This window comes from Chryseobacterium oleae (genome assembly GCF_900115055.1).
GTDB classification, from domain to species: domain Bacteria; phylum Bacteroidota; class Bacteroidia; order Flavobacteriales; family Weeksellaceae; genus Chryseobacterium; species Chryseobacterium oleae.
In genome coordinates, this window is sequence record NZ_FOVD01000002.1 from 15,268 (window position 1) to 32,139 (window position 16,872).

Here is a 16,872-nt window from a genome sequence, read left to right on the forward strand (position 1 = left end):
GCAGTATGTTTAAGAAATTCATCCGCAGACCTGTTCTGTCTATCGTGATCTCACTGATCATCGTATTTATGGGAGTTCTGTCGCTGGTAAAACTTCCAGTGACCCAGTTTCCCTCCATTTCACCCCCTAAAGTAAATATCACCGCAGAATATCCGGGAGCTAACAACGAACTATTGATTAAATCGGTAGTAATTCCCCTCGAAAGAGGATTGAACGGAGTTCCGGGTATGAAATATATGACGTCCGATGCCGGTAACGACGGGGAAGCATCCATTCAGATCGTATTTGATCTTGGAACTGATCCCAATGTAGCCGCAGTAAACGTTCAAAACCGTGTATCTTCCGTGGTCAACAAACTTCCGCCGCTGGTCGTGCGTGAAGGGGTAAAAATTACCCGTGAAGAACCTAACATGTTGATGTACATTAACCTGTACAGTGACGATCCCAAAGCTGACCAGAAATTCCTTTTCAACTATGCTGATATCAACGTGATGTCCGAATTGAGAAGGGTAAGTGGAGTAGGTTTCGCAGATATCCTCGGAACCCGTGAATATGCAATGCGTATTTGGCTTAAACCGGACAGGCTTACCGCTTATAATATTTCCGCAGACGAAGTAATGGAATCCCTGAACCAGCAGAGTTTGGAAGCTTCTCCGGGTAAAACGGGGGAAAGCTCAGGAAAACGTTCTCAGTCTTTCGAATATATTCTGAAATATTCCGGACGTTTCAACAATGAAAAAGATTACGGAAATATTATCCTGAAAGCAAAACCGGGAGGAGAATTTGTAAGATTAAAAGATGTGGCTGATATAGAATTCGGTTCGTCCATGTATGATATCTATTCAACACTGAACGGAAAACCTTCTGCCGCAATTACAGTAAAACAGTCTTACGGTTCCAATGCAAGTGACGTTATCAAAAATGTGAAAGCTTTGATGAAAGATCTTGAGAAAAACAACTTCCCGAAAGGAATGCACTATGACATCAGTTATGACGTTTCAAGATTCCTGGATGCATCCATGGAGAAGGTTATTCACACCTTATTTGAAGCCTTTATCCTGGTAGCCATCGTGGTATTCCTGTTCCTTGGAGACTGGCGTTCAACCTTAATTCCTGCGCTGGCAGTTCCGGTTTCACTGGTTGGAACATTTGCCGTCATGTCCGCATTTGGAATTACGCTGAACATGATCTCACTATTTGCATTGGTAATGGCCATCGGGGTCGTCGTCGATGATGCGATTGTAGTGATTGAAGCCGTTCACGCAAAGATGGAAGAAAAAGGACTTTCTCCTTTAAAAGCTACGGAAGAAGCGATGCATGAAATCAGTGGGGCAATTATTGCGATCACTTTGGTAATGGCATCCGTATTCATTCCGATTGCATTTATGTCAGGTCCGGTTGGGGTATTTTACCGTCAGTTCTCCATTACGATGGCTTCAGCGATCATCCTTTCAGGGGTTGTAGCTTTGACACTGACTCCGGCTTTATGTGCTTTGATCTTAAGAAATCACCACGGAAAAGCCAAAAAGAGAACACCGATCACTATTTTCTTAGATAAATTCAACAATTTATTCACGAAAGGAGCCGGAAGATATGAGAAAATGCTTAACAAAACAGTTAAGAAAAAGTCCATTACACTTCCTTTATTACTGGCATTCTGTGCCTGTACATTCTTCTTAAGCAACTCTCTTCCTTCAGGATTTATTCCGGCGGAAGATCAGGGAATGATTTATGCCATCATCCAGACACCTCCGGGATCTACTCTTGAAAGAACGAATCAGATTGCGAAAGAATTATTAAGAGAATCTGAAGATATCGATGGGGTACAGTCCGTTTCTTCACTGGCTGGTTATGAAATCCTGACAGAAGGTACGGGATCCAACTCGGGAACGTGTCTGATCAACCTTAAAAGTTGGGAAGAACGTAAAGAATCTGCCGCAGAAATCATTGAAAAGCTTGAGGAAAAAGCCAAAAATATTCCCGGTGCCAATATAGAATTCTTCCAGCCTCCTTCCATTCCTGGTTATGGTGCTGCGGGAGGTTTCGAACTCCGTTTGCTTGATAAAGCAGGAAGTGGAGATTATCATAAAATGGAGCAGGTAAGTAATGATTTTGTTAAAGAACTGAAGAAACGTCCTGAACTTGGGTCTGCATTTACCTTCTATTCTGCAAGTTTCCCTCAGTACATGCTGAAAGTGGATAATGATCTTGCCGAGCAGAAAGGGGTAACGATCCAAAGTGCAATGGATAACCTGTCTACATTAATCGGTTCCAACTATGAGACCAGTTTCATCCGTTTTGACAGACCGTATAAAGTGATTGTACAGGCTGGGCCGCAATACCGTGCACTGCCTACCGATTTGCTTAAGCTTTATGTGAAAAATGATAAAGAACAGATGGTTCCGTATTCTGATTTTATGAAAATGCAAAAAGTATATGGATTGTCAGAGATCACAAGACACAATATGTATAACTCCGCAGAGGTGAGTGGTACTCCGGCACCGGGATACAGTAGTGGACAGGCTATTAAAGCGATTCAGGAAGTTGCTGATAAAACACTTCCGAGAGGTTTCGGTATCGACTGGGCGGGTATCTCTAAAGACGAGGTGAGCAGAGGAAATGAAGCGGTATTTATTTTCTTGGTCTGTCTTGGATTTGTGTATCTGATTCTTGCAGCGCAGTATGAAAGCTTTATCCTGCCGTTGCCGGTGATCTTATCCCTTCCGACAGGTATTTTCGGAGCATTCTTATGCCTGAAATTATTAGGCCTTGAAAACAACATTTACGCTCAGGTGGCGATGGTCATGTTGATTGGTCTGTTGGGTAAAAATGCTGTATTGATCGTTGAATTTGCCGTTCAGAAGAAAGCAGAAGAAGGAATTCCTGTAGCGCAGGCAGCTATCGAAGGGGCAGCTATCCGTTTCCGTCCGATCCTGATGACCTCATTTGCCTTTATCGCGGGTCTTATTCCGTTGGTAATGGCCACCGGACCGGGAGCTGTAGGAAACCGAACAATTGGTACGGCCGCAGCAGGAGGAATGCTGATAGGAACGATCTTCGGACTGATGATTATTCCGGGTCTGTATTATATTTTCGGAACCATTGCAGAGAAATCGAGGCTGGCAAGATATGAAGAAGAGAATCCTTTAACAGAACAAACTGAACCTTATCAACACGATGATAAACATGAAGATTTATAATAAATATATAGCAGCCATTGCTCTATCGCTTGTACTTACAGGCTGCAGAGCTCCAATGGCCACGGTTATAAAAGATGAAGTAAAAGAAAACCTGCCTCAGAATTTCAATCAGGAAGAGCAGCAGGATGCCAATACAAACAGTGGCACAACTCCATGGAGACAGTTTTTTACAGATCCTAATCTGGTAAGCTTAATTGAAACCGCTTTAAAAAATAACCAGGAATTACTGATCACGCTTCAGCAGATTGAAATGGCGAAAAGCAGTGTTTTAGCGAAAAAAGGAAAATTAAGTCCAACTGTTTCAGCCGGAATAGGAGCCGGTGTTAAAAAGGCAGGGCGTTACACCAGTGAAGGAGCCGGTGATGCCACTACAGAAATAGAACCCGGAAGAGAAATGCCGGATCCGCTTGGGAATTTTGAAGGAGGATTGATGGCGAACTGGGAGATTGATATCTGGAAAAAGCTCAGAACTGAGAAGGAATCAGCTGTTGCTCATTACCTTTCTACGGTTGAGGGGAAAAACTTCGTTCTGTCCAGCCTTGTTGAAGAGGTAGCAGACAATTATTATGAATTGCTGGCTTTGGATAATCAACTGGATATTATTCAACAATATATTAAGCTGCAGGAAAGAGCATTGGAAATTTCCAAAATTCAGAAAGAAGCTGCTGCGGCTACGGAACTGGCTGTGAAGAAATTTGAAGCTGAACTGGCAAAATCCAAAGCTTCGGAATACACAATCCGCCAGGATATCACAGAGAAAGAAAATGAAATCAATGCACTTCTGGGAAGATATCCGCAACCCATTGTAAGAGCTAAGGAAAGCTTTATGTCTACGATGCCACAGACTGTGTATACGGGAATACCGTCTCAGTTACTGGCTAACCGTCCGGATATCAAACAGGCAGAACTGGAATTGAAAGCGGCAAAACTGGATGTACAGGCTGCGAGAAAAGAGTTTTATCCGTCACTGGAGATTTCTGCAACGTTAGGATTGGAAGCTTTTAAGCCTTCTTACCTAGTTAAAATGCCGGAATCTGTAGCGTATAAACTGGTAGGAGAATTGGCAGGACCGCTCATTAATAAAAGTGCGATCAAAGCGAACTTCCAGACTGCGGATGCGAGACAGATTCAGTCGTTGTACGAGTATGACAAAACGATTTTGCATGCATATCTGGATGTGGCTAATCTGATGTCAAAGGTTAAAAATATTGACCAATATTATCAGATGAAGTCGCAGGAAACCAAAGCCCTGGATCAGTCGATTGACATTGCGAACCAATTATTCAGGAATTCAAGAGCAGATTATCTTGAGGTTCTTCTGAATCAAAGGGATGCGCTGGATGCGAAAATGGAGCTGATCGAAGCTAAACAGCAACAGCTAAGTACGGTTGTAGATATTTACAAAAGTTTAGGCGGTGGCTGGAAATAAGAAATCATAATTCTATCAATATAAACAGTTAATGTTTTGGGCTGATCCTTTCGGGGGTCGGCTCTTTTTATTTTTATGCGACGCGTTCTGTCGTGTTATGAGATTGATTTTGTTCATCAATTAATGGCAAATCGTTAATAATATATCAGTTAAGTGAAAATTACATTAAATCTTAATTGAGGGATTTAAAACACGTTAAAAAGTGTTAAATTTGCCGCAAAATATACAAGCTAATCTTAAACTAAAAATACACAAAAGATGAAGAAATTCTACTCCGGTGCATTGATGGTATGCACGCTTCTGGGGCTGTCTGCCCAAGAAGTATTGTGGCAGAAAGACATCAAGTCTTCTACACAGAATTTTCTAAGCCAGGTGACCACGACTATTGATCAGCAATATCTTATTTCGGGAAGCAGTATCCAAAGCAGTAAGCTTCAGGCTGAAGGCAGTAAGCAAAACAACGGTTACGATTTTCACTTAATTAAGCTTAATCAGCAGGGAGAGCAGGTTTGGGAGAAGTATTTCTCAGGGCAGAATCATGATTATCTTTCGGCTTCTGTAGCTACTCAGGAAGGAGGTTTTCTTCTGGCCGGAACATCTTATTCCGGAAAAGGATTGGATAAAAAAGAAGATTCCAAAGGTGGCTCAGATATCTGGCTGATCAGGATCAATGAATTCGGAGATGAGCTTTGGCAGAAAACACTGGGAAGTTCTTCTGATGAGGAAGCACGATCTGTTATTCAAACAACAGACCTCGGATTCTTTGTAGCCGGAAATGTTCAAAACTCATCTAAAGGGTACGGATCAAAAGATGTTTGGATTTCCAGATTGGATAAAAACGGAAAAATACTTTCTGAAACTGTTCTGGGTGGAAAAGGTTTGGATGAAGTGGAGAAAATGATTCCTACGAGAGATGGCGGAGCGTTGTTGGGGATTTACTCGAGGAGTTCCGAGATCCGGGTTTCGGGTTCTACAGATAAGTCGTCTTCGGCAACCCCGCATCCCGTATCCCGAACCGCTAAGTCTACGGATAATTTCGGCGAGGGCGACTACTGGATCGTCAAACTCGACAAAACCGGAAAAGTAGAATGGGAGAAGAACTTTGGAGGAAAAGGCGATGATCATATCAGAACATTGGCGTTGACATCTGCAGGATATGTAATCGGTGGAGAATCCAGATCAGAAAAGTCAGGAAATAAAACGGTAGGAATTGAGGAAGGAACAGATTTGTGGTTGATTTCTTTAAATGAAAGAGGCGATGAGATCTGGCAAAAGTCTTTCAATTTCAAGAACCGTGATATTCTGATGGGGATGAGCGTCCTTCATTCAGCAGATGATAAATCCTCAAAAGGAATTCTTTTAGGAGGCTATACGCAGGCAGAAGGAAAAATACAAACGGATGATGAAACGTTCTGGATGTTGTACCTGAACCAAGATGGCAATGAAGCGTGGAGAAAATATGTGAAAGGAGAATCCAGAAAGAAAGAAGAAAGGCTTTCAGATATTAAGCTGAACAGAGATGGCTCAATCATCCTTGCAGGAACCAGCGCGGAAGAACTTGGAAAAGAGAACTGGAAGATTGTGAAACTTGGAGACAGCCAGATCAATAAATTAATTGAAAAACAAGACATCAAGATCTATCCGAATCCGGTATCCGATTATGCTTATGTAGAAATAGGCTTTGACTTTAAAGAAGCTGATATTATGCTGTATGATATGGGTGGAAGACAACTTCAGAGCTTGAAGACGAAGAATAAGGTGACGAAGATCAATACTCAGAATTTGATTCAGGGGGCTTATCTGGTGACGATAAAGACGGATGGGAATAAAATGGCGAATGCCAAACTGATTAAAAAATAACACAAATGAAAAAAATATTATGTCTTCTGACGTTCTTATCTGTGTGTATCCACGCACAAAATAATATTCAAAAATCATTACCCGACATTAAGCCACCATCAGCGGAAACTTATAAATTCAGTGTCTATGGATTGGATTTTAACAATTCCCCTTCAGGCGATTTCTCTTATAATTTTCCAATCTATACAGTTGGAAATTCTATTAATTTGCCTGTAAACCTATCATATAATAGTGGAGTTAAAGTTGACGATATAGGAGGAAATATCGGTGTTTCCTGGCAATTGGTTGCAGGAGGAGCCATTTCAAGGGTGGTAAGAGACGAACAGGATGAAACCTCGTCAGCGGAATGGTTTCCCCAGACCATAGACGAAACTGCCAATGCAAATCAGATAAAAGGAGCAGCCCATCCTGATAATTCTATTGATACAGAATATGACTGGTTTAGTTTTTCTCTTTCAAATGGGCTTTCAGGTCAGTTTTATATTGACAAGAGCTTAAACATCCACTACAATGGGGGCGATGGTTCAAAATTATCAATAACCGATAAAACAACAATGGTTACCCAGTTTGGTAAAAACTTAGAATTTGTTCTCATAGATAATCAAGGAAATAAATATTATTTCGGAGGTGAGGAAAAATTTATGGAGAGAACTAAAATCGATTATAAAGGACCGGATAAATATTATACTTCAGGATGGTATTTAGCCAAGGTAATTACCAACAAAAACGAGATTATAAATTTTGATTATTCTATTGAAAGCATTAGCTACTACGCTTCAATGAGTGCTTCTTTCAGCGTTTCAGAGAGCTGTTGTGTGCCTAATACCTATGAAAACAGTGGTATTACAAAAAGTAAAACTACAATGGTTTCATTAAAACCAAGACTTTTAAGCATTAATGATGACAAAGCTAGAATTAATTTCATTTATGATAAGACAAGAAAAGACCTGATCAATGGAGATGGAAGACTTCTTACCTCCGTTACAATTCTTGCTAAACAAAACAATCAGCCCATAAAAAATTATTCATTAAACTATGATGATGTAAATGCCGGATCGGCTGTAACCTACTATGATCTATCCCCATCGGAACAAAGTACGGTCAACCGTCATTTTTTAAAAAATATTCAGGATGCAGTATCCAATGAAAAATTCAGATTTGAATATTATTCGAAAGAAAACATTCCTGCAAGATTTAGTTTAGCAACGGATTTTTATGGATATTCAAACGGAAAATACAATCAAACCCCTTTTGCTAATGTATCCGGAAAGATTCCTAATCATATTTTCAGTAAAACCAACGGCTATGCTTCAGCCAATAAAGAAGTAGAGCCGGAAAGCACATATTTTGGAAACTTAAAGAGAATTTACTATCCGACAGGAGGTTATTCTGAGGTAACTTATGAATCCAACAGTTCAATGGAAACCGTTCAGGTTGAAAAATTTGAAGGTATGGGTCTGCAGGCTTCGAGAGCTTGTGTCGGTCCGAGAACAGTCAGCAAGAAATTTACCTTTGTTTCTAATGGATCACCTATCACCTATGCTGCAACAGCTTCAACAAATTATTTGGATTGTGGACAGCCTGATTTTCATGAAGTACACGGAATAAGTATCCGAGATCTAACTGATCCTGCCGTTCCCGTAAATAGCAGCAGTGGCAGCTATAATGTAGGTCTCAATACGAACAACTGCTACACAGGGCTCCCACATGATACCTGCCCGGTGAATACCATAGCGGGACATACCTATGAAGTAGAATATTCTGTAACGTCTTACTTTGGAAGAATAGACGGGTTTGCGTCTGTAAATTATAATTCGCGCTATGAAATGGAGGATGTATTAAAACATTATGGAGGAAGCAGGGTGAAAAAAATTGAAGAAAACAATACAGAAGGTGGATCATACACGCGGTTATTCTACTATAATAAGCTAGCAGAGAGGACATCTCCAAAGAAAAGTATTGCTAATGCAGGTACTCCAAAGTTATTTGATTATATAATGACAAAAAGAAATTGTGCTTTGGAGTGTAACTCTTCGGGTTCAGGTAATCCTATCATTTCATCAACTTCAATTCCTGCCTATCGTTTTTATAAGGATAATATTTTAACTGATTTCAATGACAGATCAAATAAAATATTTTATCAGTCGATAACGGAATTGATTAACGGGAATAAGGCTATTGAAAGAAACTATGAATACGAATGGGATGCTAACTCATATGCATATAGTCCACGAATTTTTGATGCACCACACAGTAATAGCGGGCAATTAAAAAGAGGGCTTTTAAAGAATGAAAAACAATATGCTTTTAGAAATAATGATTTTACTGTTTTTAAGGAAAAGGATAACAGATATAGCTTCGCACAAAATACAATAACCTCATTTATTTTCAGGGAGAATTTTTCATTGAGCACAGGTTATCTTTATAATCCACAGGATGGTCCTATTCCTAATATATCATACACGTTCTATCAAAATTATTATGGATATTCCAAATTGATTGAAACTGTTTCAAAAGAATATATTGGAGGTCAGGTAATGGAAACTAAAGTAAATACTGATTATAACAATCTTCAACATTTGCAGCCTACCCTTCAAAAGATTACTTCTCCGGATGCATCTATAAATGAAACAAATTATTCTTATGCTCACGAAAAGGGAAATCAAAGACTAATCAATGCCAATATGATAGGTATACCATTGGAAACGGAGGTTAAAGAAAATGGTAAGGTAATCAACAAATCAGAAACAAAATTTGAGAGCCCAATCCATTTACTCCCTACGTCTGCATTGTCATTTGATTTACAGAATCCAGCTATTGGTTCTACGGAACTTACTTATGATCAATATGATCCAAAAGGAAACCTTCAGCAGTATACTACAAAAAATGGTATTTCCACAACTATTATCTGGGGTTACAATAAAACCCAGCCTATTGCCAAAATAGAAGGCGCAAAACTTTCAGATATCAGCCAGTCATTAATTGATAATATCGTCAATGCCTCAGACAATGATGCCTTGTTGGGTACAGAGGCTTCCGAACAATCATTGGTTACCGCTTTAGATCAGTTCAGAAATAATTCTGCATTATTGAGTTATCAGATCAATACCTATACCTACGATCCTCTGATCGGTGTAAAAAGTATTACTCCTCCTTCCGGAATCAGAGAGATCTATATTTATGACACAGCCAATAGATTGAAAGAAGTGAAACAGCTTGATAAAGATGCTTCCAGAAATCCTGTGTACAAGATCCTTAAAGAATTCAAATACAATTACAAACAATAAAAACTCAAATTATGAAAAAAACAATATTCATTGCAGGCCTTTTTGCGGCTCAATTGGCTTCGGCACAACTATATACATCTGGCGGAAGTATAAACCCAACATCTACTCCTTCATCTGGAAATACAGGAATAGGAACTTCTGCTCCCAAAGAAAAATTAGACGTTTTGGGTAATATCTTAGCTGGTAATACAAATTCTACCGAAGGGATGAATGCATTTGCTATTAGATATGAAGACGGATCAATTAATAATTGGGGATCCTTAAGAAGTTCATCATCAACCTATATGGGTTTTGGTGTTAAAGCAAACGGTTCAGGCCTTGGATGGTTATCCAGTAATGGAACACTTGATTTTGCAAAAGTAGCGATCACGCTTGATAATGAAGGATTCAGCTTTTTAACCAAGCCTAATCAGCAGATTGCCTTGAACACACCTGTGACCATGAATGAAGTTATGAAGATTTCACTTAATGGGAATGCCTTACTACAAGGAAAACTGGAGGCCAAAGAACTCAAAGTGACCCTGACTCCGACAGCCGATTTCGTGTTTGAAGAAAACTACGATCTGCCAAAGTTGGAAGAAGTAGCACAGCATATTAAAGAGAAAAAGCATTTACCGGAAATAGCTTCAGCCAAAGTCATGGAAAAAGAAGGAGTTAATGTTGGTGAATTTCAGATTAAACTTCTGCAAAAGATCGAAGAGCTTACTTTGTATGTGATTGAACAAAACAGACAGTTAAAAGATCAGCAGGAAAAAATTCAGAAATTAGAAACAGAAAATACGGATTTAGGAAAAGCCGTTTTAGACATTAAGCAGCTGAAAGAAGAGCTTATTAAGATGAAATCCACCACCCATTAATTAAAAATTATGTATAAAAAATTATATATAAGCATAGGATTGCTATGGGGGATGCATCATTACGGACAGGTGGTGTTAACTTCTCCTCCTGCTCCCAATACGGAAGTGGCAGATCCTCAAAGTATACGGATGCTCCCAGGATTCAAATTTAATTCTGTTAACGGAACATTCCGGGCCTATATCGGAGGATCCAATCCTAATAATCCGGGAAATACCTATACACCCATCACCGTTGATTATTCGGCGAATATCTCCAATACTGAAAATTATGTATATACCAGACAGTATTTAGTTCCTACCGAAGTTTCAAACGGATCGCTGCAACAGATACAGAGTGTTCAGTTTTTTGACGGCCTTGGAAGACCTAAACAGTCGGTGAGCATTAAATCTACCCCTACCGGCAAAGATATGGTAACCCATATTCCTTATGATGGATTTGGACGGCAGGTAGACAGCTGGCTTCCGGTTCCGATGGCATCCCAGAGTGGAAATATCCAGACCGGAGTGGAAGGGGCTGTCAATGCGTATTATCAGTCCAACGGGATTAATGATTCCTTTCCCTTCAGCCATGAAAATTTAGAAAACTCTCCGCTTGACAGGATTCTGAGCCAGAAAAATCCAGGGGCCGACTGGCAGAACAAACCTGTTGTTTTTGGCTATGATACCAATACAGCAGGCGAGGTAAAAAAATACACCACAACAGTCACGAATTGGGCGGATGGAGTGACTTCTTCCGAATTACTTCTGTCCGGAACTTACGGAGAAGCTCAACTGTATAAAAATACCGTTACGGATGAAGACAACAATAAAACCATAGAATTCAAGAATGGTAAGGGACAGACTCTATTGGTGAGAAAAGTCATCAATGCTTCAGAAAATGCAGATACCTATTATGTGTACAATGAATATGACCAGCTGGCCATTGTAGTTCCGCCATTGGCTTCTGCTTCCTCGTCAGTATCTGCTTCCGCTCTGGAACATCTGTGTTATCATTATAAATATGATGGCAGAAGCAGACTGGTAGAAAAGAAACTTCCCGGAAAAGGTTGGGAACAGATGGTATACAATAAGAAGGATCAGGTGATTCTGTATCGGGATACCGTTCTGAAAAATGGAATTACCAATTTTACAGCTGACCAGTCGTGGAATTTTACCAAATATGATCAGTTTGGAAGAGTTACCTACACCGGAATTTCAAGGGATGGTACTCCGAGACAGAACATCCAGAATTATGTCGATAATCAGGCTGCGAATGTTTCTTACGAAGCCCGTGGAGGTAGTTTTGACTTAAGTGGAATGAATATAGAGTACGGAAACGTTTCCTATCCTACGAGTATTGATAAAATCCTTACGGTCAGTTATTATGATACCTATCCACAAGGAGCACCGGCGGTTTCCGCGACCATTTTAGGCCAGGAAGTACTGCCTCAGTCTACCCAGTCCTCGAATGTCAGCACAAAAAGTCTGTCTACGGCATCTTATGTGAAAAACATTGACAATGACAGTTGGACGAAATCATATACTTATTATGATAAGAAAGGGAGGGCAATATCCACTTATTCTGTGAATCATCTCGGAGGATATACCAAAACAGAAAGCTTCCTGAAATTTTCAGGGGTTCTGGAATATACGCTTACTGAGCATAAAAGAGCCGCAGATGCCACTAAAGTCAACATCAAAGAGACTTTTGAGTACGATCATCAGGAAAGACTGGTAAGACATTGGAATGAAGTAAATGGCGGAGTAAAGGAACTTCTTGCCGAAAATCTGTACAATGACCTCGGACAGGTTCAGACCAAAAATGTAGGAAATACAACAGGCAGTCCACTTCAGAGTGTCAAATACGCATACAATATCAGAGGATGGCTTACGAAACTTAATGAACCTTCCAATCTGCAGAATAAACTCTTTGCTTACGAGCTGAGGTACAGCAAACCGGACAGCCAGTTTTCAGGTTCTGCAAGGTACAATGGAAATATCTCACAGATGTCATGGATTACCCAAAGCGATGCTGTACTCAGAAATTACTCCTATGAATATGATGGTCTCAACCGTCTTAAAGAAGGACGTTTCTGGGATGCCATGAATTTAGACAGAGGAGAATACCATGAGCAGCTTACCTATGACCTGAATGGGAATATTAAATCTCTTCTCAGAAGAGGAAAACAGCTTCCCGGCTATACCGCTCCTGAAGTGATGGACGACCTGGAATACCACTATGAAAATGGTGAACAGAGTAATAAGTTAGCCTACCTTAAAGAGGTGGGAACGGGTAATGCCTTAAGCGGTTATCCGCTTTCATCAGGAAGCACCGGAAGCACAATAAGCTATGACCTGAACGGAAATATGACAGTTCAGCAGGATAAAGGGATCTCTATTCAATATAATTATTTAAATTTACCGGGAAAGGTTACCCAGAATACTAAAGTAACAGATTATACCTATAGAGCAGATGGAGTAAAAGTAAGAAAGCTCTTTGGTACAGAGACCACAGATTATTTAGACGGTTTCCAATATGAAAATGGGACGTTGAAATTTTTCCCTACCGCAGAAGGTTATTTTAATTTTGAAACCGGGAAGTATGTGTATAATTATACCGACCATCTTGGGAATACAAGATTGAGTTACTTTAAAAATGGCTCAGGAGTAGAAATCATAGATGAGAGTAATTATTATCCTTTTGGATTGAAGCATGAAGGGTATAATGTTTTATCTGGAAATCCAGCGTATAAATATAAGTACAATGGCAAGGAGCTTCAGGAGAGTGGGATGTATGATTATGGTGCGAGGTTTTATATGCCGGAGATTGGAAGATGGGGTGTGCATGATCCTCTGTCTGAAACGACGTTACAACCGTATAGTTATGCAGATAATAATCCTATTTTTTATAATGATCCGACAGGTATGATTGCGCAACAACCTGAAGCTATTGCAACAATTTATAAGAATAAAAGAACAGGAGAGGAGGTAAATGTTAACGACGGAGTCAATGAAACTGTTTTGGTCAATGGGTATGACTTTGCAAAAGCAAAGACATATGCTAAATATTATAATTATGATACTGCTAATTTAAATGATAAAAATACCAATTATGAAGTAAATCAAGGCTATATAGATTTTTATTACAGTACAAGATATGGTGATGGATTTAGCTTTGCTTCTTTATTAGATTCAGGACCAGACAAACATAGAATGCCTACGAGCGATAGTGATAACATGATATTGCTTGAAATGCCGGATATAGGTAGAGGCCCATTAAAAAGTACACTAAGAAGCCTGGAAAGACAAGCTGGGAGGAAATCTATGAAATGGCTTGTTAAAAAAGATACTAAACTTTTAAAATTTGCAAAAGATACATTTAAAGGAAATGACCTTTTACGAAAAGAGTCCAACGGATTAATTGAACAACTTATGAGAGGAGATATGAGTCCTGGCATAGGAACTAAGAATATTGGTAAAAATATATTTGAGGCAAGATCAAAAGGTGGTGCGAGAGTATATTTTAGAAATGGCACTAATGGTATAGAGATTCTTGGATATTCTCATAAAGGTAATCAACAGCAAGTAATAAATCGAATTTTAGAAAAGTATAGATAAGTAATTATGAATGATTTTAAAATAATTTTTCCAGGTGGATATAATATTAATGATTATTATGATGATAATCTTGATTTAAACATTATTCTCCCTACAGGACGTGTTTTTTTTTCTACCTTTTTTACAATTTTAAATATTAAAAACTTGCTTGAAAAAGACAGCAGATTATATTTTTGGTCTATAGATATGCTTATAGTAAAAGATTTGAAAAAAGAAACAATAAGAAATGTAATATTTAATATAATTGATGATGGATATCTTGAATCTGTATGCTCAGATATAGGTGAAATCCATGAAGTTTTTCCAGATATTAAATCTTATTCCGATATAATTTGCAATATATAATTTTCAAATATAAATCCCCGCTTTGCGAAGTTTGTAACTTCGTAGCAGATCATAAAAACCCTCGCAAATTGCGAGGGTTTTGTTTTATAGAGCAGCGCCGTTTTATTAAAGAAGTCTTTAAATTTTTTGGTGGTAAGCATTTTATCTACCATTTTAAAAATCATTGAGCGGTCTTCTTCGTCAAGCTGATTAATCAAATGTAGCTTCTCAAAGTCCGATTTATCCTCTATGGTTACTTCTTCAGGAATAATATTTTCATAGTTCAGGATCTGATCTGTAGTAAGATTAAAAAGCTTTGAAAGCTTCAGGAGTTCCTCTACAGATAACTCTCTATGACCATTTTCCAGCGTATAATTATTGCTGTTGCCAATGCTCCCGCTGCCGCGATCGTCACGCTCGTGCCCCTCATTAAAAATAAACCACTGTTTTATACAGTGGTTTTATTTTAGCTTAGATTAATGGGAAGATTTCCATCCTGCCACTCAGGTCATTTTTTTAAGATGAGAAGACACATAAAAGAAATTAGCGCAAGCTGAAAAGAGTGGAAACAGTACTTTTTTATAAACGATCTAAAAACCTCTGTATGGGATTTTTTAAAAAAAATATTAACAAGATTATTTTATTATTCTTCGGAATTATGTTTTGTGGAATACTTTTAAAAAAAAATATCTGATCCTAACTTATCCAAATATAAATATTTTGATCAGTCCTGTAATGGGCAAGTTATTTCAAACTCATATGATCTTACGACTCATTTCAATATTGTTAGATCATCAGATGGTAATAAAATTTATTTGGAAGATTCAAAAATAATTTCATTAATTAAAATAGGAGATTCTATGGTGAAAAAAAGGGATGTTACATATTTTATAGTATATAAGAAAAATAATGGGAAAATAATTTACGATATGTATACCAAAAAATTAGGAATTTTAAGATGAGATGTTATATTTTAATTCGCTTTGTTTACTATGTTTTTTTTACTGGATATGAGAGGAAAGGAGCCAAAGGGGAAAGTATTTATCGAGAAATTAAAAAGACAAAAAAAATGAAAAAGCGAGTTGTAATTTTAATTGGGATTATATTGGGGAGCATATTCTTATACTATGCTTTTGGATTTTTTTCTTCATCGGTGGGATGGTATGGATATCAGAAATGGAAATATAGAGTAGGCACTTCGACCATTGAAAAATCAAAACAAAGAAAAGTTTTTGTGAAGGAATTGAAATATAAAATCATTGATTCTGCTCATTTGAAAGGATTTGATTTTAAACCTTATGTTGAAAAAGGGTTTAGATATGGGTATCACTCTATGGAAGATACGAGAATAGATAGGTTTTCACATTATCCATATAATTTAAGTTATGAGAGAAATAAAAAAGACTCTATTGTACTTAATATTTTTCCGGAGGATATCGAAAAATTAGACAGTTCCGATGTAGTATGGGGGTATTTAAAACAACCCTATTTACAGGACACGATTAGAATTGAAATAGAAGGAATGGGAAAACAGAAAGGAACCATAAAAATCTGGTAAGATGTATCTTTGCTTGGCCAACCTTCAATAAAAAATAGAAATTTACATTTTTAAGTTGATACATAAAAAAAATATATTTACACAAAACCGACATCCATGAAAAAAACAATCTCACACATCTTCATCCTCACCCTTCTTTTCCTCACATTTTCCTGCACTTCCTATATCAAACCCATTCACACAGAACCAGTGTCCGGCTCCGAAAATATAACCAGAAAATTAATTTTTCAGGATGGAACGCTGGACGTGAATTTCTACGGGGATTATATATTTGATAAGGTAGACAAAAACCTGATCTTTTTTACGAATAAAGATATTTCCGGAATGCTCAGCAATCTTACCATAAAGCCTTCATCGCAGATCCTTTTCACGTATACCAAATCCAGTATCTACAACAATATGCTGGGATTTTATTATGCCGGAAAAAATCTGACGGATATAAAGAATAATTTCTCCGTTAAAACGCCCGAAAAAGAAATGCAGAACGGTCTTTTGTACACCTATGAATACAAAGGCTACTACATTATGGAATTCTACAGAGAGCAAGAAAAAGGAGTAGTCCGTTTTATTTCGGTAAACAATTCAGCAAAACAGTCCGTTGAGAAATTCAGGTTGGAAAACAACAATGTATTTTTTGATATCAATGCCCAACTTTGGAATTAGGCATACTCATTTCTTCTGATTTTATATCTGAATCAAGGGAAATACTTGATTTTTAGCGCGGTTATAGCCATTTTGTTTGTTATATTTGTTAGACAAT

General features: G+C 38.2%; 9 protein-coding genes. All 9 read left to right on the plus strand.

The genetic code is table 11. The annotated features are described in order from the left end of the window. Window positions 1–5: 5 nt before the first annotated feature. Window positions 6–3,200 carry an efflux RND transporter permease subunit gene (locus BM143_RS07225; RefSeq protein WP_090023915.1) on the plus strand — a complete coding sequence of 1,065 codons (3,195 nt, stop codon included), beginning with the start codon at window positions 6–8 and terminating at the stop codon, window positions 3,198–3,200. After that, the gene (locus tag BM143_RS07230; RefSeq protein WP_167375257.1) at window positions 3,187–4,629 is read left to right on the plus strand and encodes a TolC family protein; all 1,443 of its coding nucleotides are present in this window, start codon (window positions 3,187–3,189) and stop codon (window positions 4,627–4,629) included. Before BM143_RS07225 ends, BM143_RS07230 begins: the two co-directional genes overlap by 14 nt. A 258-nt stretch (window positions 4,630–4,887) precedes the next feature. Further along, window positions 4,888–6,489, plus strand: a complete 1,602-nt coding sequence (locus BM143_RS07235) for a T9SS type A sorting domain-containing protein (RefSeq protein WP_090023917.1) — start codon at window positions 4,888–4,890, stop codon at window positions 6,487–6,489. Window positions 6,490–6,494: 5 nt separating this feature from the next. After that, window positions 6,495–9,776: a hypothetical protein gene (locus BM143_RS07240; RefSeq protein WP_090023918.1), complete on the plus strand. Its 3,282-nt coding sequence runs from the start codon at window positions 6,495–6,497 to the stop codon at window positions 9,774–9,776. A gap of 11 nt (window positions 9,777–9,787) precedes the next feature. Further along, entirely contained in the window at window positions 9,788–10,633 is an 846-nt protein-coding gene (locus tag BM143_RS24150; RefSeq protein WP_228430717.1) for a hypothetical protein, read from the plus strand. Between the two features lie 9 nt (window positions 10,634–10,642). Next, the gene (locus BM143_RS07250; protein ID WP_090023919.1) at window positions 10,643–14,230 is read left to right on the plus strand and encodes a DUF6443 domain-containing protein; all 3,588 of its coding nucleotides are present in this window, start codon (window positions 10,643–10,645) and stop codon (window positions 14,228–14,230) included. Window positions 14,231–14,236: 6 nt separating this feature from the next. Further along, window positions 14,237–14,575, plus strand: coding sequence for a hypothetical protein (locus BM143_RS07255; RefSeq protein ID WP_090023920.1), 339 nt, complete (start codon window positions 14,237–14,239; stop codon window positions 14,573–14,575). A gap of 937 nt (window positions 14,576–15,512) precedes the next feature. Further along, window positions 15,513–16,112, plus strand: coding sequence for a hypothetical protein (locus tag BM143_RS07265; protein WP_090023921.1), 600 nt, complete (start codon window positions 15,513–15,515; stop codon window positions 16,110–16,112). Window positions 16,113–16,208: 96 nt separating this feature from the next. Then, window positions 16,209–16,775, plus strand: a complete 567-nt coding sequence (locus BM143_RS07270) for a hypothetical protein (protein WP_090023922.1) — start codon at window positions 16,209–16,211, stop codon at window positions 16,773–16,775. Window positions 16,776–16,872: the final 97 nt, after the last annotated feature.

What these genes read in the sequence shown, in the direction of transcription:
- BM143_RS07240 (WP_090023918.1), top strand. Translation starts at nt 6,495, where the DNA reads ATGAAAAAAATATTATGTCTTCTGACGTTCTTATCTGTGTGTATCCAC.
- BM143_RS07235 (WP_090023917.1), top strand. Translation starts at nt 4,888, where the DNA reads ATGAAGAAATTCTACTCCGGTGCATTGATGGTATGCACGCTTCTGGGG.
- BM143_RS07230 (WP_167375257.1), top strand. Translation starts at nt 3,187, where the DNA reads ATGAAGATTTATAATAAATATATAGCAGCCATTGCTCTATCGCTTGTA.
- BM143_RS24150 (WP_228430717.1), top strand. Translation starts at nt 9,788, where the DNA reads ATGAAAAAAACAATATTCATTGCAGGCCTTTTTGCGGCTCAATTGGCT.
- BM143_RS07270 (WP_090023922.1), top strand. Translation starts at nt 16,209, where the DNA reads ATGAAAAAAACAATCTCACACATCTTCATCCTCACCCTTCTTTTCCTC.
- BM143_RS07250 (WP_090023919.1), top strand. Translation starts at nt 10,643, where the DNA reads ATGTATAAAAAATTATATATAAGCATAGGATTGCTATGGGGGATGCAT.
- BM143_RS07225 (WP_090023915.1), top strand. Translation starts at nt 6, where the DNA reads ATGTTTAAGAAATTCATCCGCAGACCTGTTCTGTCTATCGTGATCTCA.
- BM143_RS07265 (WP_090023921.1), top strand. Translation starts at nt 15,513, where the DNA reads ATGAGATGTTATATTTTAATTCGCTTTGTTTACTATGTTTTTTTTACT.
- BM143_RS07255 (WP_090023920.1), top strand. Translation starts at nt 14,237, where the DNA reads ATGAATGATTTTAAAATAATTTTTCCAGGTGGATATAATATTAATGAT.